Here is a 20,059-nt window from a genome sequence, read left to right on the forward strand (position 1 = left end):
TACTTTAAATGTTTGATTGCGCACGACTTTTCGCTACCTGCATCATCAACTCTTCTCCTGAATTCTGTGGTATTGCACTTAGTATTTCTGTCTTCTTCGTTTGCTCTGCAAGTAACTCCATTAAAACTTCCCTGGCTTGCTCAATACTTACGCCTTGCTCAATAAATTCTCCTATCTTTTCTGGCATCTTTGATATATTACATAATCTTATTATCTCTAAAATTTCTCTACGACAGTTTTCGTAGCCTTCATCAGTTAACTCATTAGTTGTCATACTAACACTCCTACTTTTATGATTATTGATAAATTCAAAAAATGTTGTAACTCCATCTGCAAGACCTATTTCTACTGCTTTCTCGCCAAAATATAGACCTGCTTCTGTTGATCGAATCTTTTCAATTGAAAGACCTCTGTTTCTTGCTATTAGCTGCAAAAACATTTCATATAGTCTTCCTACTTCTTTTTGTAAGCTTTCTAAACTTTCAGACGTCATTGGCTCATGCGGATTTAAATCATTCTTCCGACTACCAGCAAATATTGTGGTATATTTTATTCCCTGTTTTTCGTCAAATCCACTTTGATCTATATGACTTGCTATTACTCCTATACTCCCAATTCCTGAAGTGCGGGTGAGAAAAATCTTTTCAGCGCTAGAGGCTATAGCGTACGCAGCAGAATATGCATCATCATTTGCTATTGCAATAATTCTCTTTTTTGCTCTTGACTCATAAATAAAATCAGCTAGGTCAAAGACACCGTTTACTTCCCCTCCTGGACTGTCTATGTCAAGTAGAATCGTCTCTATGCTTTTATCTTCTAAAGCACTCTCTATCTCTTCTTGAATTTTCTCATACGATGTCATGCCTAGAAAATCATCAAAAGCTCCTGGTTTTTTGGTTAAAATTCCATGTATTGGTATTATTGCTGTCTTTTCTATATTGTTCTTTACATAGTGTTTTACGTTTTTAAAGATAGGTTGTTTGCTGTTATATAATGATAGTAGTTCAAAGCTTCTTCTCTCTACCATTATTGGCTTATTTATCCACATCACCTTCCTTCCCTTTTATGGTTAACGTCAGAATCGAAACAAAGTCCAAAAGAATTAGCACGCTTTTGATCTTCTGCTATTTCTTGGTCTATTTCTTCTACATCGTAACCCATTTCTGATACTACCTCTGCTCGACTTTTGAAGCCATTCCTTACTGCCATTTGCTGTGCTTGCTGATCTTTTAGCGGATCCACCCAATCAAATCCCTGCGGTATCCATTTTACTTCTTCTTTCGCTGCTTTTACTACTTTTTCATCTATACTCAGTTCTCCACAAAGCACTGCTAATTCTAGCCATCTACTCCATACTGGTCTGCAAAATTGAAATACTATAATGTTGTGTTGCAGCATAGCACATCGACGACGAAACTCTATTAATCCAGCTCTGATTGATGAATAATTAACGCCCGTTAAATCTCCTGTTAGTTGCTCATATGTTATCCCTGTGCCTATTGCTATTGCCCTTAGCTGCTGTCTCATGAATGCTTCATAACTTCCTCCAACATCAGACGGCTCTGAAAATTTTATATCTTCTCCTGGGTCTAAAAGCTGCATTGTTCCAGGTTCTAGGCCAGATAATGCTACTCCTTGCTCATTCGCTTCGCCTTCTCCTAAAATATTTGCCTCAGGATCAAGTCTTGTAATAAACCCTGCAAACATTGCTGCTGTCTTTTTTCTCACTAATTCTGCATCATCGTATTGATCAAGTTCATAGAGCTTTAACAGTATATTAGAAAGCCAAGGCTCCCCTCTGATTTGCCCAGGTCTTAAAGGTCTATAAATATGTAAAACATCATTTGCTGGTACTCTCACTGATTCTCCAAATGAGCCTTCTCCTGGATGTTCTCTAAATAAGTAATATGCCTCTCTTTGCCCAAGTCTATTGAACTCAATCCCGTTTCTTATTACATTACCATTTCCTAAAGTTTGATTTGTTTTATTATCTAAATGTTCAGACTCAAGTACTTGCAGTTGTAGTGGTACAGAAAATCTATCTTCCAGCTTTCTCGTTCTTAAACGTACAAAACATTCTCCTCCCTCTATCATACTTCTGCATACTAGAGCTTGTAATCCATAAAAATCACTTATTCCACAGCTATCTGCTTCATCTGTCCATTTTAGCCATAATTCTTGCACTTTCTTTCGAAATTCTCCATCTCTTGCTTTTGATTGCGGTTTTATTCCTGTTCCAATAGAGTTACTTACTATTGTATCAATGATATTGGCTGCATATGGATTTTTTCTTACCATATCCCGAGAGCGGCTACGTAAGTGCCCAAGGCTCTGAGAAAGTAAATTATTTATGCTTCCTGTTTCTCCTTGCCAATACATCACTCTTCTTCCTGAGCCTGACGCATCCCATGCAGAACTTTTGATTTTTGGCTTACTAAATAGTTGTTTTAAGGTCTTTAACATCCTGATAACCAAAAATTCTTTAATTCTTCTATTGTTCCATTAAATTTACTTCTATCACATGGTCCTATTCCTCTTACTGAATGCGGTTTAGGTCCCATTTGACCATTAGTGTATTGCCACAAAACCCACTTATTCCATCCTTTTGGTAGTTTAGACCATCTTATTTTCCACAGTGGACACTTAGTTAAAATTGGTGTAGCAAAATCTTTTAGAAAATAAGCTCCTCCGCAAATCAATGGTAAGCGATTAGTTCTTTCTTGAACTCTAGTTACAAAATCTTCCGCCTGTTTTGGTGTTATGTTTTCTCCATTTTTGTTTTCTTCTATATCTAGAGCAAGTAGAACTTTAGAACTATCTCCTACTGTCTCTAAAAAATGCTCAGCTTGGTCTTTTCCGTTTTCTCCTACTCCAAAATGGTATGCACCATACAGAAGTCCTTCTTCTTCAGCAACTTTTCTTCTCTCTGCGTACTTTAGATCTACAAATTTTAATCCTTGAGTTGCCTTATGTACTACACCCAATATTCCATCTTCTTTGACTAGCTTAAAATTTACATCTGCATTCCAATGTGATAGGTCTACTACTGCATTCGCATATACTTTATTTGATAAATCAGCTATTTTCTTACATTTCTCTTCTTTTTCTAATACACCACTATTGACTATTACATACTTTAATTGTTTCAGAAAATTTTGATATTCTCTCATATAATTCCCTTATTAGTAGCAAAAACAATTTTCCTCTTTGGCTCCACTCCAGCAATCTTTAGCTCAGCTTTAATACGTTGTCTTAAGCTTAGCAGGTCATTTATCTGAACTTCAGCATATCTCACAACATGATCACCATATGCAATTGATACCACTCTTTCGCCACTCTGAAGCTTCTTTATTGCTTGTTCAATTTGAGACAAATACTCTTCGTTATACATTTTTCAACCACTTACTCTGTCTTACTTTTTTGGGCTTTTTGCTTTCCATTTTTCCACTCAAACTATTCCATTTACTCTCTGGCCATCTGTCTATTCCCAGTGCTATTGATGCTGCTCTTGCGTAAATTCGGCAATCTAGTACTTCATTTCTTTCTCTTACCTTCTGCCACTCTTGTTTGGTATATCCTTTCACTACTTTACTGACTAATTGCTCTGCCGTTAGCTGCTTAAAATATTCAGGTGCATACTCCGGAAAATGACAATATCCTGCTGGAACTTCTTCACCTTCTTTTAAAACATTAAGTAATTGAAAAAGCTCTGACTTTAATATCGATACTCCTACTGGCCATAGCTTTATTCCTCTCTTTAGCTTTTGGCCACCAACTGTTATATCTACTCTACTTGGGCTGCTAAGTGGTACTAGCGCTTTGTTTACACCTTTGACTGCCATTACTCTTCCAGATCCTTGATGACCTCTTACCCAATTGTATACTTCTTGTGTCGCATACCCAGCATCAACCGCCATCATACTTATCATGTATTCAAGACCATTTTCACCGATAAAATGATGATTGAGGAGCTCCGAAAGTTTTCCCCATACTTCTCCTCCTCCAGTATCACCTTCAAATACTCGGTAGTCTATTGACCAATTTTCACGGCTTTTTCCCCATGCTACAACTTCTACTTCTAACCGATCTTTTTGTACATCTACTCCTGCTGTCAAAACCACTTCACCTTTTGGTACTGTGCCTACGGGAAAAAATTCTCTCCTGTTAAATAATTGCTTCCAGTCTGGTACTTCTCCCTTATCTACCCAGGTTTCTCCAAGCGTAGTATTTATCCAAACTTTCAGTAATTGTTCACTTTCTTTTGCATGGAGAAAATCTTCTACTGCTTGAGTCCAGCTATACCAGCCAACTGGACTATAAAGACTTGAAAGATGAAATCCTTTTTTCTCACCTTTTACTCTATCAGTAGGCCTCCTTTCTCCACGCTCAAGCATCTCTGTCTTTTGATGATTTTCTATCTTTTCACCACATTCTATACATATATAGTGTGCTGTACTTGGATTTTTATCTTCCCATTTTATTTGTGACCATTTTAGAACTTGATAGTAATTACAATACGGACAGGGAACAAAAAAATATCTCTTATCTGTTGCTTCAAATTCTTTCTCAATTCTGCTTATTCCATGAATCGTTGGTGTCGATACTAAAAAAATCTTTCGCCTTGCAAATGTATTAGTTCGAGCAATACTGAGCAGTACTGGATCTCCTTCTCCTCCTGAATCTCCTGGGTAGGCATCTATTTCATCAAGAAAGAGATATTTTACTGGCATAGATCTCAGTGCTACACTGCTATTTGCTCCGGTTATTACTACTATTCCACCTGGAAATTCCTTACTTTGTACAGTATTGCCTGAGTCTCTTGATCTTGGGTCTTTTACTTTACTCTTTAAACATGGCGTACTCTCTATTAACGGCGCAAATCTTCCCTTTGACCAACGCTTTCCCATTTCAACTGTTGGCTGCACAACTAGCATTGGCCCTGGCGTTTGATCGATGATATAGCCAATCCAATTATTTCCTGCTTCTGTTCCCCCAATCTGTGCTCCTTTCATGAATACTATTTTTTCTGCAGGTGAAGACGGAGAAAGTGAATCCATGATTTCTTTTAAATAAGGAGTTCTTTCCGTTCTCCATTTACCTGGCTCTGATGCTGCAGTTGCTGCTAAAACTCGATACTCATTCGCCCACTCTGATACTTTAAGCTGCGGATCTGGCCTTAAACCTTCAGAAAAAGCTCTAGCGTATATCATTGTCTGCATCTACTCATAACTGGTTCTATCTCAACATCATTAACAGTAGAACTACACTCCTCCAATTCCATAAACATCTTTTTCTGAAATTCGTTTTCTATATATCTTTTGCTCACCTCACTTATCATTATTGCTATAACAAGCGCAAATATCCCTGTTATTGTTGCAAAAATGATTGCACTGCTTATTGTTGTTGTTATCAACCCTATATATACTGCTACTGCTATTGCGCTGACTGTAGTATAGATGCAGATAATATTATTATGTTTTTTCGTCCTTTTATCTGCTATTTCTCTCTGTGCTATATATTTATTATGAAGGGTTGGAAAATTAACAACGGTATCTCTGCAGAGCAATGCCCCATTTTTTTCAGTAAACAAAACTTTAAGTAACTCTAAATTGTTTGATTTGATTGCTAAGTGCAAAACAGGTGTATAATTTGCTCCTTTTTTCAGCAATAACTTTACTACATGTAAATGCCCTTTTTCTGCAGCGAGGTAAATCGGTGATAAACCTTTATTATTTACAATATCAATATCGATTTCTTCCTTTAAGATTGCATCTACAAGCTCAATTTCTCCTCTTTGTGCAGCTAAATGGAGTAGACTATTCTTTTCAGAACCGTATTTATTACTCATCAAAGCCTTCTTTATCTCAGGTTTAGCGTAATCAAATGGTGTCTTGCCGCTATCGTCTTTTACCAATGGATCTATATCTTCTCGTGTTAGTAAAACTTCTATTGTTTTAAGTCTTTCAGCGTAATGTAGTGGTGTTTTATTTTCGTAGTCTTGCAAATTGACTTGAGCATTAGGCTCCTTTATTAAGCATTTGAGGATATCAAGACATAAGTCTCTTTCATCGTAATTAGTATTACTTACAGCTATATGAACAGGCGACAATTTCATTGAGTTTTGTCCCATGCGTGCGCTATTTACATCTGCTCCTAGCTTCAGCAGTAACTTTACTATCTCCAACTTTTTATTATTAACTGCATAGTGCATTGGTGTCTGATTTCGTGCATCAAAGACATCTATTTCAGCTTTTCCTTCTTTTACTAAAATTTTGACAACATTTCCATGTCCTATCCCTGCTGCTAGATGTAATGGCGTATGATGCAAAGCATTTCGTACATTAACGTCAATACCTTTTCCTATCAAATATCTCACTGCATTAATTTCACCTATCATTGCAGCTAAATGAAGTAAACTATCTTGCTCTGATCCATATTTATTGTTGATTAGCGCTTGTAATATTTCTGCTTTTTTCCCTTCTTTGGCGTAATCAAGAGATGTTTTACCATCATTATCTTCTATAAAAGGATTAATGTTCTTTTTCGTGAGTAACAGATCTACCATACTTAATTCGTCAAATTCTATAGCGCAATGTAGTGGGGTTTTTCCATTTAATCCTCTAACATTAACATCTAATCCTGGTTGATTGATTAGACACTTTATTAACTCTAAACTTAGCCATTTTATATTCAAAATCTTTTTTATATTTGAAATTTAGTATTAGATAATTCTTGTAATGAGTTTGTAATCTCTTCAGTTAGCGCCATATGAATCTTTTCAGTATCACTCAGTGATGCAAGTAGCGCTGAAACCCTATTTGGAATATTAAGCAAATTATTACGGACAACTCTTGCTACATTAAATGCTTCAGTTTCTACTTCTTCTACTGAGACAAGTTCTCCTATCTCAGCCTTAGCTTTTGCCTCAAGAAGTTTACCTCGTTCCATTTCATTTTTTATTCTAGTTTTTAGCAACATCGTGGAAAGGTTACTTGTATTTTCGTTTTCTGGATTTTTCCTCCTCAGTGGCTGACTTGGATCTCTTATTGCCGCTACTGCTTCATTTGCTTGTTCTCTATTGATCAAACCATCCTCCAACTCAACTATTCCTTTTTTTACTAAATAACAGACATATTGCTTTGAAACTCCTAGTTCTTTTGCCCATTCCGTTTGTGTAATCTTTTCCACTTTTTTTGCCCCTTTATTGCTGTTTTTCTTCTTGAATTTGTGCAAAAGTTTTGTCAGTACCAGAAAGAATTGCCTTCCTACCTGTGTATATTTGCCAACGTTTTATGGTTACATCTACAAATTTTGAATCTAGCTCTATTGTTCTGCAAATTCTTCCTGTTCTTTCACATGCAATTAGTGTGCTACCAGAACCACTAAATGGATCAAGTACTATGTCTCCTGGTCTGCTGCTGTTTACTATTGCTCTCTCCATTAGCTCTACTGGCTTCATCGTTGGATGTAGTGTATTGTGCGTTGGCTTATCATAAAACCACAGATCACTTTGATTTCTACCTCCATGCCACTCACGTTTATTGCCGCTTTTCCATCCATAGAGCATTGCTTCGTATTGTCTTTGATAATCTGATCTTCCTAGCGTAAAGTGATTCTTTGCCCAAATGATAAATGTTGACCATTTTCCTCCTGCCTCCTCAAATGCTTTTTGCAACGTTGAAAACTCTGATGATGATATGCAGATGTAAATTGCACCTTTCGTATATGCTAAAATGTGGGAACAGATGTCGTAGAGAAAAAGCTCATACTTTTCACCTTGATTATCATTTAATATTTTTTTATCTTCTCTTTCCTGACTGCTACCGTAATCAACGTTATATGGAGGATCACATACGGTAATATCTGCCATTTTATCGTCTAATACCGCTTTATATGATTCAACTACAGAGCTATCACCACAATAGATTCTATGATCACCTAAAATCCAAAGATCACCTGGTTTTGTTACCTTTTTGTCATCAATAGCTAAGTCAGAAAAATCTTCTTTTTCACTATCTAAATCATCAAGGAAATGTTGAACTTTTTCTAATTCAAATCCTGTCATTTTAAGGTCAAACTGCAAATCTTCTAGCTCTTGAATTTCCACTTTTAAAAGATCATCATCCCACTTTGCCCAATTAGCTGATTGATTGGCAAGTAATCGAAAAGCTTTGGTTTGTGGTTCGTTTAAATTATCACTTAAGACCACTGGAATACTCTCCATACCGAGTTTTCTTGCTGCTTTAAGTCTTAAATGACCATCAACCACAGTACCATCGCTTTTTGCAACTATTGGAATACGAAAGCCGAATTCTCGAATAGAAGCACACATTCTGTTGACTACATCGTCATTTTTACGTGGATTACGCTCATATTCGACCAGATTTCGAGTAGGATAGTAGTGGATTGCTAAATTCATATCTTAATAATTAAAAAGTTAATATTCAAAATATATCTGACGCTAGAGAAGGCCTGGGGTTGAACCCACCAAACCCGCCATTATGGCCGAAAGGACCCACTTTTACGGTATTTTTAATGTGTTAAAATCTTTACTAAGATTCATAACGTAGAACATTAATGCCAAAGCATCTGCTTGATTATCATCTCTAGGTGAAAAACCTTTTTCACGTATCGCTTCAATAACTTCACTCTTACTTGCATTACCTTTGCCTGCTATAAAGCGTTTTATAGTTTTAACATTAACACCTTGGTAGGGAATATTGTTCTCTTCACACCAAGCAGATAGAACGGCAAGAAAACCACCGTAGCAATGCGCTGCATCAGTTCCTAGATGTCTTCTCACTTCTTCAAAATACACTGCAGTGAACTCATGTTTCAAAGAATTAAGCCAATTACGAAAATTCAAGAAGCACATGCCACCTCCGCTAAAACGACTACCATGAAAGCCTTTGCTTCCACTTTCAATTATTCCATCTGTTAGAATTGCCCAGCCCGTTTGTTTGCCGAGGTCGAGTGTTAAGATTGACATTACTAGAAATTAGAGGTACGTTGTAGTGTGTACATAATATATATACACGGTAACTTCAAAATTCGTCCAAAAAATTCTATTTTTTTATTGAAAATATACTATAATAAGTTTATTAAACATAATAAGTTAATAAATGTTGCTCGTTCCATCCACTGAGCTATCTCAGCCTAAGATACTACATTTGCATATTATAAATAACTCAATCTACATAAATAACATTCAAATTATCAGTAAGCATTCAGTAGCACGCCTTGGTATTATGCACGTTTTGTTAGCTCAGTTTTGGCAGGATTTCAAAAGCGGATTGCCAGCAGAAAAATATAAGTTCCTTAATATCAATCAACTAGGAGAGCTCTTGGGTTTTAATTCAGAAATTCACAATTTAGAGTACAAGATTAGAAGGCCACTAAATAGAATGATTAAAGCAATAAAAGAAATTTTATCCAAAGAGCTTGGTGCAAATTGTAACGACGTTATTGAAAACATTGGCTGGCCAGGATATTCTTGCAAAGACCATGGTTATCGTCTCAATCCTTTTATACTTTCTTTAGGTGCTGCTAAGTCTACAGGACGTTTTTTGTAGCAATTTACTTGAGTTAATCTCAAAACTCTAACTTATTCATCTCTTATAATGGATTACATTCATATAGAGTTTGTATGCCTTTTATTCGCGTTTTTAGCGGTATTATAGAGGCTCTTTAGTATAAGATAGAAACACACAAACCTAAACTCATAAAATGCTTTAAAATACTGTATTTGCTTCTTTTTATTTTTGTATCTTTAATCAGTAGTTTATAGTAAGGTAGAAAAGGAAAACAAGGCCTTCAACACAAAGCATTCCGTCTCGCAGTCGCTTCTGTTCTTTGCCGTTCATCTGGTTTATTATTTTGAAAAAATATTTTACAACGAATAAAAAACGTGATAAGCTAGGCAAGGGTTTCTTCTACAAAGATAAAAGTTTAAAGCAAAAGAAATGCCTCGTAATTGAGTTTTAAGCTATCCTACACGAGCAACTTAGGTCTCAGTGATCAATTGTTACCATGAAGTCGTAAAATCCCTTTAAAACCGCACTAATTGCAATTATCTCTAAATTGTATCTTTTTCATAAAATCTAAGTAATGTTTTGCAGTGGTCTTTTTGATCTTCCTTCTTTTTGATAATTTTTATTTGTAGTTTATATATTTATTTTATTTATTATTTATTACTATTGTTATTATATATATATAATATATAAGGGTTTTAGGAATGGTAAAATCAGCCATATTAGCTCACTTTAAGTATGTAGTTACTAGGAATGCTTTTAGGAATGTAGGTCAAAAAGTCTAGGTTTTATGCAGGTTTTAGCTTCCTTGATTTCTAACTGTTTAGTGAATAACCCAGGAATCAGGAATGTAATTCAACCATTTGATGTCTTATCCCTTTTTAATTGAAATCATAGCTTATAATAGGTTGTAGTTTCTGGCTCCAAAGTTAATATTTTTGATTAAGTAGATTGAATAAAAAAATAGATTAAACTCTAAGATATTTAAAGAGCATACCAGTGTTTTTAATGTAAATGTTCATGTGGTTCCATAGATAATCTCTGTTTTTTGATTCTATCTGTCCATTTATCATTTTCTATATCTTGTTTATTGGTTGCTTGTTTTTCTTGTTCAATAATTGCCTTATCTACCTTCTTATGAATTGCATCAATTGCATTAATCGCACCTTTTTTTTCGCATATTTCTCTTTTCCCTTCAATAATTAAATTGGTAAAAATATTTACAACACACTGGACTTGATTATGATCAACCTCACCTTTTATCAAAGAAGGTAAAGATTCTAATTCCATTACATGTTGATCTATATTACTTTCTATACCTTCGCTATTCATCAACTTTATTATTTTATCATCAAACTCTTTCAATACTTCTGGTGCTATTTTACCTTGAAAGAAAAGCCCTAAATTATCTGCTACTTCACTTATTAATAACTCTCTATTTTCTTTATTATCTTCCAATTTAGCATAATCACTTAATAGATCCATAACTGCAGATACTCTGACTTCAATAATATCATCAACATCTTCACCCCCTAGAGTAACTCCTGGTCCCAATAACCTCCCTCTGAGATTTTTCCTTAAAAGATTGATGAACTCTTCATTTGCATCTGATCCTGTGGTTGATATCGTACCATCTAAATGGTTACTTACTTTAATTTGAGTACCTAAGACATGCTCTATTTGTATTTTTGTCTCATATTTAAACCCTAATTCTGCACAGAATTTCTGAAAATATTCTTTAATAATGTCAAACAAGGTCTTGCCATTATCTTTATAGTTTTCCAACTCTTTAGGAATAGTAAGTGATAATTTACCATCTCTGTATGTTACAAAGTCTTTATCATCACAAGATTCAATTATAAATTCCAATGAACTGGACAGATTACATATTTTATCTCCATGCATATGATCTTTGACAGAAAGTATTGGTAGCTTCATGTTAGATCTAATTCTTACATTATTTTGGTTAGCACAATCAATGTTTATTACTTTTTTAGGATTTTCTACTATGAACGACTGTCCAAGTGCAAGTTGGGTTTGTATAAATGGAGCAGCCTCATACCCGGCTTGATTACAATTGGTGACTAGCTCTTCTAAAATAGCATCACTTGGAACTTCTGCCCCAGCGTATCTAAACATTTTTTTGAAAACTTTTTTTGCAAAGGAACGGTAATCCTTGTTTTCATCTCTCTCTATAGGTAGTAGATCGGTATACTCTTGACCAGCATTGTAAAATTCTTTAAATTCTTTCTTATATGAATCAGTTTTTTGATTATCAGCAGTTTCAGGATTTTCGCAATGATCCTTCCACAACTCGCCAAATGCATCTTGTACAATCTCTTTCTCAATATCTTTAAGTACTGAAGCAACAAATGCTTTGCCATGATCCGTATCTATTTCTCTTGTTCCTTTTTTGTTAAATATTTCGTCATTATATATATCATCACTATTAAAAAGTTCGCTTCTGCGGTACTTAGCTCCTTCCTTAAATGCAATAATAAAATTTTTATCTATTTCTTTTCCGTTAATAATAAAATTCATCCTTTGAAAATCTAAGAACATTGTTTCACCGGAATTCGCCAATTTATTAGCTTGATCTACTCTTAATTTACTAAAATTGAATTCTTTAGCTGTAGCCTTTAATCTAACTACTGGATTCTCCTTTGCCTCTTTCATAATTAACACCTTACTATAAATATGCTGTAAGTTGTATCATATAATGATAAATAATTTGATAAGATATTAAGAAAACTGATAGTATATTTTCGAATCCCATTTATAGTACTTTAAACCTGTATGAGGGATTTATAAATGTGCGATCCGAATAGTCGTGGTTTTGTGATGGTTAAATTCCACCTTCTCTAGACATCGGAGATAATGTATGTTTCACATTTCAGAGAGTGGCAACCTCTGGGGTGCAAGCATGAGACAAAAGCAGGTAATACTAAACCTTATGGTAAATCCCTGCAAGCAGAGTTAGATATGGTTACGAGAGAAATTTATGTTTGAATTGTCGTTAGTACCAATATGCGAAACAAGGTTGATACGCATAGACCAAAATAGTATGAAGCAAAAGAGGAATCAAGATTATTTATTCTTGATTATAGATGTTCTCAGCTTCCGGCAAATAGTAAAAACCTAAGTCTAACGCGAAACGAAACCATGGAACGGGGTAACCTCATATATGCTCTTATTCCTATGGAATAAGTAGGTAGCCAGCCGCAAGCATTTATGTTGGAGGGATTGTCTAAAAAGCTAAGGCCTAAAGTAATGTTTAGGATATGCTGACGTGGACACTGTAATTTGGAGGGTAAAGTTGTAAGTAGTGGTTAATATGTTATGAGCCAACATTAAGTGTTAGGTATGAATGAATACGACCTCTCTAGTAGTATAGAGAACGCTGTATTTAAGCTACAAAAACAAATTTACCAAGCTTTGAAATGTTGATTACATGGAGAAGTATGTATGACAAACACCAAATTAGAGAGAAGCCGGATGTGGTGAAAGTCACAAGTCCGGTTTTGAAGTCGAGTGGGGAAAGGCGACTTTTCTCACTTAGATACCAAAGTAGAGATTTATAAGTTTTCTCTACAGCTAAAATCCTCAGCTCCAGGAGTGAATTTTCCTACACCACAAGCAAATGGTCCTGTTGTAACGTCAAGCCACTTATCCTCTCTTGAACCTTTAGACATTCCTTTTACTAACTGCTTCGCCTGTAAAAGTTCCTGTACCATACGTTCTAGTTTGTCTCTTCCCATATTGTAAAAAATTTCAGGTAGCCTATGCCGTTGTTTATATACTCCTGTGCTTCCTGTATGAGTAAATGGATGTCCTGCAATAGCAGATCGTTTAATTGCATTGATAAGGTATATCTTAAGACTTTTATCACTAACATCTTTAACTTTTAATTGCGCTGTTATATCTTCTAGTAGTCCTGTTTCTTGATTTCTTAGGTAAGTACGTACAGTGCGATCAGCTAACCCATTTGCCTTAACAACTGCCCCGTTAAATAAAGCATTTTGTCTTGGAGTTTCCCCCATTGACCTAAAGATTTCTTGCTTAGCTGTATCTTCTATTGGCCAAAAAGCATATGAACATCTAACACCATTAACAAGGGCAGAGGTACCTCTAATTGCATCTCTTGCTTGCTCAACAGTTAGTATAGGTTTTTCTCCTTTTGGTTTTCTCATGTGGTGAGCAGTAATAATTGAAGCTCCAGTACTACACGCTAGATCAGATAGCAAACACATCAGATAATCTCCTACAGCAGGATCAGCATTTATATCTGCATGAATAAATGAAGCAAGTGGATCAAATACTATCAGTTTTAGATCTTTTATTTCCTCGAGCTGCTTCATGATTGATTCAAATTCAGGAGAAATTTCAACGATTTTACCACGAACATTTCTGAGTATTGTAAGTGATCCTCTGACATTTGGCAGTGGTACAATAAATAATTTATCTTTATGTTTTAACCTTTCGCACTTAGGGTCAAGTCGTTCTAAGCGGCGGTGTATCTCACTTGCATCATCTTCTGCTGAAAAAATTACCACTGATCCATGCTCAGTAACAAATGAACCAAAACTACATATCTGATCTTTATCACTTATAACTTTAAGTGCTAGATCAAGAAGAAGCATGCCTTTACCTGTATCTCCCATAGCAGCCACTATTGAAGTAACTCCTAAAGGAAATACTCCCTCAACAAGAAACTTTTGCTCTGGTACCGGACCTACAAAGCGTTCTGCACTCCAGTCTAAAATCTTTAGTGGCGGTTTAATCATTACTTTTTTTGCGTTGTTCTTGATAAAATCAGAGACGTTTATGCTTTCTTGTAAATAGTCAGCAGCATCCCAGCCTTTCGGTTTATTCTCTGGAATTTTAATCATAGAAAGTGATGCAATACCTAAACTAATAAGTTTTGTAGTAGCATTTTCAGCATACTTTTTACCTGGTTCATCATTATCTGGCCAAATAATAACATGTTTACCTTTGAGTGGTGTCCAATCTGTTTTATTTGGGTCTGCATTTGCTCCAGACATTGCAGTTGTGGCAGTAATACCTTGCTCTATGAGAGCATTTGCACACTTTTCCCCTTCTACAAGAAGAATTTTATCGGACTTTAAAATACCTGGAATATTATATAGTGGCCTTATCTCTGGTACACTAAAGGTGGATTTTTTGATATCAAAAGGAAGATATCTCTTTCCACTATCATCATCATAACGATATACTCTAACAAGAGCTTGGCCTTTTTCATCGTAATAATCCCAATATGCAGTTGGATTACCTGCAGTTTTGTCAGTTTTGATCTTTTTAAAATGACCAAGCGATTCAGCTATAGAGTCCATTACTTCAGTAAACTCTGTTCTAGTACTTTTTCTATGCACTTCTGCCCAAAGGTCGATAATGTCACCACCTTCTCCTGTTGCAAAATCATGCCATAGGCCAGCTTCACTGCCACTTAATTCTACTACTAGACTCTTTCCTTTATCACCTTGTACATTGCCTACATAAAACTTATCACCACGAAAAATCCCTCTTGGCAATAGATAAGAAAGGCATGATCTGATATTTAACAGAAGCTGAGCTTTAAGCTGTTCTTTTTCTACTAATGATGCATTTTTTCGTGGAGCTGCAGTATTAAAATCACAATAGATACCCATAAAATCTCCAATATATTTAAAGTTTAGAAATTTGGTTAAGCTGTGGCTATCCAGCGTCCGTTAACCATGTTTATGAATTTTGTTGGTATTGGTTTGCCGTTTTTAAGTTCGTACATCAATTGCAGAGTATTCCTTTCTGGCCTAAATATCATTACTCCAGATGTATATAAACTTCTTAAAACATTAGCACCACTCAATGCTTGAAATGGATTCTTTTTTAACGTGGTTGTTGACATTTTTTTTGTGTAATGTGTAACTATTACTCCAGCAGCAGGATTAGTTATAGAGCGTAGTTCATCAATACTATTTTGCAGAAAAGAGATCATACTCCTATAATCAAAAAGAGAGTCTATCACTATAAGATCAACTGTTTTTACATCGAGATTTTCCGACATAATTTCCTTTATTTTTTCCACATTCAAAGTTAACTGTACTTTTTTAGTAATAACTAAGTTTTCTGTTCCTGCATCAAGGGTTTTCTTGCTGATTCTTAGCTTCTGTAAGCGCTCTCTTATGTAATCATATTCCATTTCATTCTGTAGATAGAATATCTTAAGTGGCTTTGCAGGCTTCATACCAAGAAATGATACTCCAGCAGCTAAATGTACTAACATGGAAAGTAGAAAATTACTTTTTCCTATTTTGGGAGTTCCGCCTATAACCAAAAGACCGCCTGGAGTTAAAATTCTTGGGCCTATTATATCTTTTGGCATTGGTGATTTATCATTTAAGTAATGCCTTGCTGAAAACGATGTAATTTTATATTCTGTTGTGTTTTCTTTAGTATTTAACCACTTCTTAGCGGAATTTATATCACCTTTCACTAAAGTCCAAAGATCAATGATATCACCACTGATTCCTTTAGTAAAATTACGCCAATTTCCAGCTTCTTTACCCACTATTTTAACTGTAATCGTATCCCCATCACAATTGCCAACATAAGTCCTCTCTCGATAAAAATTACCGTTTGGAATTAGGTAAGGTACACACTTCTTAATATTATCAATCAATAATCCTTTTATTTCCTTTCTCTGCATAAAACCCCCATACATACTCTTCATACGTTTAGAGCTGAGATTAGCTAGCTCACAAACAGTTTCAAAAGACTCTGAATCAAACCATTTTATTGCTTCTTTCTTTAGCTCTAGATTTTTTCCTGCTGCATCTTTGATAGCTCTCTCAATTACAGCAATCCAGAGCTTCTCTTCGTCGTACTTCAAAATGGCAACCAATCAGATTCAATACCATTGTTTTGTTCTGGAGTAACAACTGTAGCAATTCTGTTTCTATCTCCGTATCTACTGTCGGCTTCAATACCAACTTTTGCAGTAAACTCTAACCCGTTAAAATCAGCTATAGAGTTGATTTTTCTAGCAATCACTGCTTTTTCTGAAGTGTCATTTGCATGAATGTTCCGTGCTGACTCTAAAATACTTCTAAGCATAGAACGTCCAGATTCTCCCCAAGTATCTTCTCCTTCAACGCTTGCTTTGCCACTTTTAATACCAATTACTTGAAAAATCTTACGTTTTGCATATTGACCTTCAGTGACGGTAAATTCAGCGTTTAAATAGATGCTGCCGGTAGCATAGCTTTTAGTGAACCAATTTTCATAACCTCCAGGCTTTATTGCCATTTTTACCTTGACTATTGTACCTTTTGGTATTAAATTGCTCTGCAGTTTTGCGTTATTAAAATCAGTTAAAAAATCTGATAACATATTGTCCTCCTATAAATTAAGTAAAAATCAGTTACTCCATTGGTCTACAAGCTCCCAGTGACCATCTATCTTATCAACAAGCTTATTTGCTACACGTTCACCATTACGAAGCTCAAATACTATTTGGCGGGCAGTGCTTTCCTCATCATGAGCAAACATCACCATGCCAGTGCTATAAAATCCACGTAAAGATCCAGCACCACTTAGGCCTTGAAATGGATCTTCTTCTAACATTTTTTTGGATAGTTTTTTTGTATGGTGAGTGAGTATTATGCCCGAATCTGGATTGATAACATTTCTCAGTCTTTCAAGTGTTTTTTGCAAGAAGAATAACATAGCGCTATTGTCGTTTTCATTGCCATATTCACTTGAGTTAAAAATGTTACGAAGAGGATCGACGGCAATAATATCAGGTTTGAAACGCTCTTTGATAACATTTTTAATTTCATCTATTTCTTCACTGCTGAAAGATAATTGTACTCTTGGTGTAATGATTAAGTTATTGGCAGCTATATTCAAAAGTTCGTTATCCAGTTGAAGTTGTTGCAAACGTTCTTTCATATATTCATATTCAATTTCAGTTTGCAGATAGAAAATTTTCATAGGTTTGCTTGGAGTCATACCCAAAAATGAAACTCCAGCAGCCATGTGAACAAGCCAAGAGATCAAAAAGTCACTTTTGCCGATTTTAGGTGGGCCACCTAGTACCAATAAACCTCTTTTCGTTAAAATTCTAGGGCAGATGATATCTTCTGGTATTGGCGATTGATCATTCAAGTATTCTTTCACACTGAAAAAGGGAATTTTTTGACCGATATTGAAAAAGCTTTGTTCCATATTACTCCTTTTAAAATTAGGCAACAGAAGCCAAGGTTTTGGCTTTAATTTTCGCAAGTAATTTACCTAAATGCGGTTCTTCAACCATATTCAGGCAGCCACTGCGATCTTTAGCTGGATATCCCCAAGTATTAATAGTCTGACAGACAAATGAACGTTTCTCTGTACCATCATCTTTCTTGATTCCAACCATACTAATTACTTCATCAACAATACCTGGAATTTCACTAGCAGTTTTTGCTCCTTCACATTGAGGAAGCCAGGTTGAGCGATTGCAATCATCAAGATATTGGCCTAATGTGCCAACTATGATGATGTCTTTATCTCCGATGTGTTGAAATTGATTGAGCCATGCCATCATCTCTTGCGCAAGTATTCCGTAAGCAGCTCTCATGTCTTGCTTTCCACTTCTCTCAGAAAAAGCTTCCGGTTGCATTTTTGCCCATAAGAGACAAAGACGTGATGCTACAGTAATGCTATCAATAAAAATACATCGATATTTAGAAAACTCTTCATTGTATTTACTTGATACGTGCTCATAGTGTCTTTGGCTATACGCTTGATCAGATTTTAGTGCAGGGTTCGGACCACCAATTAGGCAGGCAATATCCCGAGCTTGATTCCAAGTACGAACACTAATTGAATCTCCCTGCCAATCTTGAACAGCAAGCAGACCTGCTTCAAAGTCAAGACATAGTGTTGGTTCACTTATAGTCTTTAAGAGACTGGTTTTACCAATACCGTAAGGACCAAAAATTACTACTTTTATGCCTGTAGTTGTTTTCAATCTTTCATTATTGTTTAAAATTTTAAAAGTCATTTATTCACCTCAATGGTATATGTTATATATTCAGGAAAGGTAGAATTTATGTTCAATTTTTCTTTTTGCTCTTGTAGTAGATGGAAGAGAGTTTTATACGTATTTTTCTTACCATAGTATTTAAAGTAGTTCTTGATATGTTGTTCATCTTAGCAACTTCATATAAGTTAAAGTACTTGAGTTGTTCGCATATCTTTTGCATCTTTCTTGGTAGCGTTGAAATCATGTAATCTACATCAGTACGTTTCGCTACTTCATCTTCAAAAGCTTCTGTTTTCTCAATATTGACATAGTTATTAATATTGCGCTTCATACATAGTTGTTTCTCCAATAAGTTATTGGCACGACGTTCAGTTAATCTTGCTACAAAAGTGTTAAAGCTACCTTTACTTTCATCATATCTATCAAGATAAGTCCAAATTTCACAGAAAAGTTCTTGCTCAAGATCTTCATGAGTTTCATGAGCAAAGCATTCAAAAAGTTTTAATCTCTTAGCTTGATACCGTATATTTTGAACAACTATGGCAGTTTTTAGTTTCATAACTTTTCCCTAAAACAATTAATGCTTTAAGGATGAGAACTTATAGGTGCACTTTGTAGGACAGGAGCAAAAATAAATAATACAGATGCAATTTTTAACCTATTGATATTCTATTGTTTTTTTTCGAGAATAATATAGTTCGATTTTTAAATAATACTGCAACAAAAAATTAGGCAAAAATTCATTTTTTTTGGACAAAAATTTTCCAAATCCTGAATATATATTATATAAGCCTTTCAAACTCATCACAGGTGTCAATTCTTACACAGTCAGGAAGAGCAGCAATAGCAGCCAACATAAAAGAGCAATCTCTACATCTTGCTTGGGGAAGTGGTGATTCAAGCTCTGGAAGTAGCCATCAGGTCGAAAAAGTTTTTGTTGAGGGTGAAATAGCTCTAGATTACCACACTATTAAAGATGTAAGGGTTTTTACAGGACAAACAGTGTATCAATCCAGTATTGACTATATAGTTGAGAGCAGTAGTGGTATAATAAAACGTACGAAAAACAGCTCTATTGTAGAGAATAGTACAGTAACTATAGAATACGTTCAAGACACACCACCAGAGTCCATTACATCTCAAAAACTGTTCAATGAGCTTGGCAGACGTACTGCAGATGAAGTGCTATTCTGCACAGGTGATGAAAACGGCGAACTTATAACTCCTTCTGGAAGGTTTAGGCCCTCAAATGTACCAACCAATAATTTGTACCTTAAATTTACTTTCGATTTCACGGATGCAGCAAATCAAGTTATCAGGGAGCTTGGGGTTATAGTTGGTACTAAAGTAAAAAAAGAATTACCTAGAGGACAGAGATATTTTGAACCAAAAGACGTGGAAAATCCGGGAATTTTGTTAGTTTTAGAACACACCGTACCACTTATCAGAACTGCAGCAACTCGGGAAACTTTTTCGTTTGTAGTGACATTTTAGAAAAAGAGAA

General features: G+C 35.3%; 18 protein-coding genes. 2 read left to right on the forward strand and 16 right to left on the reverse strand.

Features of this window, described 5'->3' with window-relative positions:
• Window positions 1–4 precede the first annotated feature (4 nt).
• The 9 genes from OOK82_RS07125 to OOK82_RS07165 form a co-directional block, all read right to left on the reverse strand.
• Window positions 5–1,048: a S49 family peptidase gene (locus tag OOK82_RS07125; protein ID WP_264704664.1), complete on the reverse strand. Its 1,044-nt coding sequence runs from the start codon at window positions 1,046–1,048 to the stop codon at window positions 5–7.
• Window positions 1,048–2,463 (reverse strand): phage portal protein, encoded by a 1,416-nt coding sequence (locus OOK82_RS07130; protein ID WP_264704630.1) that lies wholly within the window; start codon window positions 2,461–2,463, stop codon window positions 1,048–1,050. Before OOK82_RS07130 ends, OOK82_RS07125 begins: the two co-directional genes overlap by 1 nt.
• Window positions 2,457–3,170: a glycoside hydrolase family 25 protein gene (locus OOK82_RS07135; RefSeq protein WP_264687114.1), complete on the reverse strand. Its 714-nt coding sequence runs from the start codon at window positions 3,168–3,170 to the stop codon at window positions 2,457–2,459. The genes OOK82_RS07130 and OOK82_RS07135 overlap by 7 nt, the downstream gene beginning before the upstream one ends.
• Entirely contained in the window at window positions 3,167–3,391 is a 225-nt protein-coding gene (locus OOK82_RS07140) for a gpW family protein (RefSeq protein WP_264704631.1), read from the reverse strand. The genes OOK82_RS07135 and OOK82_RS07140 overlap by 4 nt, the downstream gene beginning before the upstream one ends.
• The gene (locus OOK82_RS07145; protein WP_264704632.1) at window positions 3,384–5,210 is read right to left on the reverse strand and encodes a phage terminase large subunit family protein; all 1,827 of its coding nucleotides are present in this window, start codon (window positions 5,208–5,210) and stop codon (window positions 3,384–3,386) included. Before OOK82_RS07145 ends, OOK82_RS07140 begins: the two co-directional genes overlap by 8 nt.
• Window positions 5,207–6,688, reverse strand: coding sequence for an ankyrin repeat domain-containing protein (locus OOK82_RS07150; protein WP_406721605.1), 1,482 nt, complete (start codon window positions 6,686–6,688; stop codon window positions 5,207–5,209). The genes OOK82_RS07145 and OOK82_RS07150 overlap by 4 nt, the downstream gene beginning before the upstream one ends.
• Before the next feature lie 14 nt (window positions 6,689–6,702).
• Window positions 6,703–7,188, reverse strand: coding sequence for a hypothetical protein (locus OOK82_RS07155; protein WP_264376378.1), 486 nt, complete (start codon window positions 7,186–7,188; stop codon window positions 6,703–6,705).
• A 13-nt stretch (window positions 7,189–7,201) separates the two neighbouring features.
• Window positions 7,202–8,419, reverse strand: a complete 1,218-nt coding sequence (locus tag OOK82_RS07160) for a DNA modification methylase (protein ID WP_264704634.1) — start codon at window positions 8,417–8,419, stop codon at window positions 7,202–7,204.
• A gap of 102 nt (window positions 8,420–8,521) precedes the next feature.
• A complete protein-coding gene (locus OOK82_RS07165; protein WP_264704635.1) occupies window positions 8,522–8,989 on the reverse strand; it encodes a crossover junction endodeoxyribonuclease RuvC in 468 nt (155 codons plus the stop codon).
• Window positions 8,990–9,122: 133 nt separating this feature from the next.
• Here OOK82_RS07165 and OOK82_RS07170 point away from each other — a divergent pair, with 133 nt between their 5' ends.
• Complete coding sequence (locus OOK82_RS07170) at window positions 9,123–9,572, forward strand: hypothetical protein (RefSeq protein ID WP_264374875.1); 450 nt, start codon at window positions 9,123–9,125, stop codon at window positions 9,570–9,572.
• A 963-nt stretch (window positions 9,573–10,535) separates the two neighbouring features.
• Here the strand turns inward: OOK82_RS07170 and OOK82_RS07175 are convergent.
• The 7 genes from OOK82_RS07175 to OOK82_RS07205 form a co-directional block, all read right to left on the reverse strand.
• On the reverse strand, window positions 10,536–12,206 hold the full coding sequence (locus tag OOK82_RS07175) for a hypothetical protein (RefSeq protein ID WP_264704636.1): 1,671 nt from the start codon (window positions 12,204–12,206) through the stop codon (window positions 10,536–10,538).
• An 899-nt stretch (window positions 12,207–13,105) separates the two neighbouring features.
• Complete coding sequence (locus OOK82_RS07180; RefSeq protein ID WP_264374873.1) at window positions 13,106–15,196, reverse strand: AAA family ATPase; 2,091 nt, start codon at window positions 15,194–15,196, stop codon at window positions 13,106–13,108.
• Between the two features lie 35 nt (window positions 15,197–15,231).
• Complete coding sequence (locus tag OOK82_RS07185) at window positions 15,232–16,416, reverse strand: helicase RepA family protein (protein ID WP_264704638.1); 1,185 nt, start codon at window positions 16,414–16,416, stop codon at window positions 15,232–15,234.
• On the reverse strand, window positions 16,413–16,916 hold the full coding sequence (locus OOK82_RS07190; RefSeq protein ID WP_230609029.1) for a hypothetical protein: 504 nt from the start codon (window positions 16,914–16,916) through the stop codon (window positions 16,413–16,415). The genes OOK82_RS07185 and OOK82_RS07190 overlap by 4 nt, the downstream gene beginning before the upstream one ends.
• A 27-nt stretch (window positions 16,917–16,943) precedes the next feature.
• Window positions 16,944–17,753 carry an AAA family ATPase gene (locus OOK82_RS07195; RefSeq protein ID WP_230609030.1) on the reverse strand — a complete coding sequence of 270 codons (810 nt, stop codon included), beginning with the start codon at window positions 17,751–17,753 and terminating at the stop codon, window positions 16,944–16,946.
• A 16-nt stretch (window positions 17,754–17,769) separates the two neighbouring features.
• Window positions 17,770–18,573, reverse strand: coding sequence for an ATP-binding protein (locus tag OOK82_RS07200; protein WP_230609031.1), 804 nt, complete (start codon window positions 18,571–18,573; stop codon window positions 17,770–17,772).
• Window positions 18,574–18,625: 52 nt separating this feature from the next.
• Window positions 18,626–19,114, reverse strand: a complete 489-nt coding sequence (locus OOK82_RS07205; RefSeq protein ID WP_017532023.1) for a sigma-70 family RNA polymerase sigma factor — start codon at window positions 19,112–19,114, stop codon at window positions 18,626–18,628.
• 251 nt (window positions 19,115–19,365) lie between these two features.
• Here OOK82_RS07205 and OOK82_RS07210 point away from each other — a divergent pair, with 251 nt between their 5' ends.
• Window positions 19,366–20,049 (forward strand): hypothetical protein, encoded by a 684-nt coding sequence (locus OOK82_RS07210; protein ID WP_230609032.1) that lies wholly within the window; start codon window positions 19,366–19,368, stop codon window positions 20,047–20,049.
• Window positions 20,050–20,059: the final 10 nt, after the last annotated feature.

The sequence above is a fragment of the Wolbachia endosymbiont (group B) of Apotomis betuletana genome (genome assembly GCF_947250475.1).
Lineage (GTDB): Bacteria > Pseudomonadota > Alphaproteobacteria > Rickettsiales > Anaplasmataceae > Wolbachia.

Excerpts from the sequence above, each read along its gene's own strand:
- OOK82_RS07125 (WP_264704664.1), bottom strand. The coding sequence starts at position 1,048 with ATGTGGATAAATAAGCCAATAATGGTAGAGAGAAGAAGCTTTGAACTA.
- OOK82_RS07170 (WP_264374875.1), top strand. The coding sequence starts at position 9,123 with ATGTTGCTCGTTCCATCCACTGAGCTATCTCAGCCTAAGATACTACAT.
- OOK82_RS07175 (WP_264704636.1), bottom strand. The coding sequence starts at position 12,206 with ATGAAAGAGGCAAAGGAGAATCCAGTAGTTAGATTAAAGGCTACAGCT.
- OOK82_RS07130 (WP_264704630.1), bottom strand. The coding sequence starts at position 2,463 with ATGTTAAAGACCTTAAAACAACTATTTAGTAAGCCAAAAATCAAAAGT.
- OOK82_RS07140 (WP_264704631.1), bottom strand. The coding sequence starts at position 3,391 with ATGTATAACGAAGAGTATTTGTCTCAAATTGAACAAGCAATAAAGAAG.
- OOK82_RS07205 (WP_017532023.1), bottom strand. The coding sequence starts at position 19,114 with ATGAAACTAAAAACTGCCATAGTTGTTCAAAATATACGGTATCAAGCT.
- OOK82_RS07145 (WP_264704632.1), bottom strand. The coding sequence starts at position 5,210 with ATGATATACGCTAGAGCTTTTTCTGAAGGTTTAAGGCCAGATCCGCAG.
- OOK82_RS07160 (WP_264704634.1), bottom strand. The coding sequence starts at position 8,419 with ATGAATTTAGCAATCCACTACTATCCTACTCGAAATCTGGTCGAATAT.
- OOK82_RS07195 (WP_230609030.1), bottom strand. The coding sequence starts at position 17,753 with ATGGAACAAAGCTTTTTCAATATCGGTCAAAAAATTCCCTTTTTCAGT.
- OOK82_RS07200 (WP_230609031.1), bottom strand. The coding sequence starts at position 18,573 with ATGACTTTTAAAATTTTAAACAATAATGAAAGATTGAAAACAACTACA.
- OOK82_RS07190 (WP_230609029.1), bottom strand. The coding sequence starts at position 16,916 with ATGTTATCAGATTTTTTAACTGATTTTAATAACGCAAAACTGCAGAGC.
- OOK82_RS07180 (WP_264374873.1), bottom strand. The coding sequence starts at position 15,196 with ATGGGTATCTATTGTGATTTTAATACTGCAGCTCCACGAAAAAATGCA.
- OOK82_RS07165 (WP_264704635.1), bottom strand. The coding sequence starts at position 8,989 with ATGTCAATCTTAACACTCGACCTCGGCAAACAAACGGGCTGGGCAATT.
- OOK82_RS07135 (WP_264687114.1), bottom strand. The coding sequence starts at position 3,170 with ATGAGAGAATATCAAAATTTTCTGAAACAATTAAAGTATGTAATAGTC.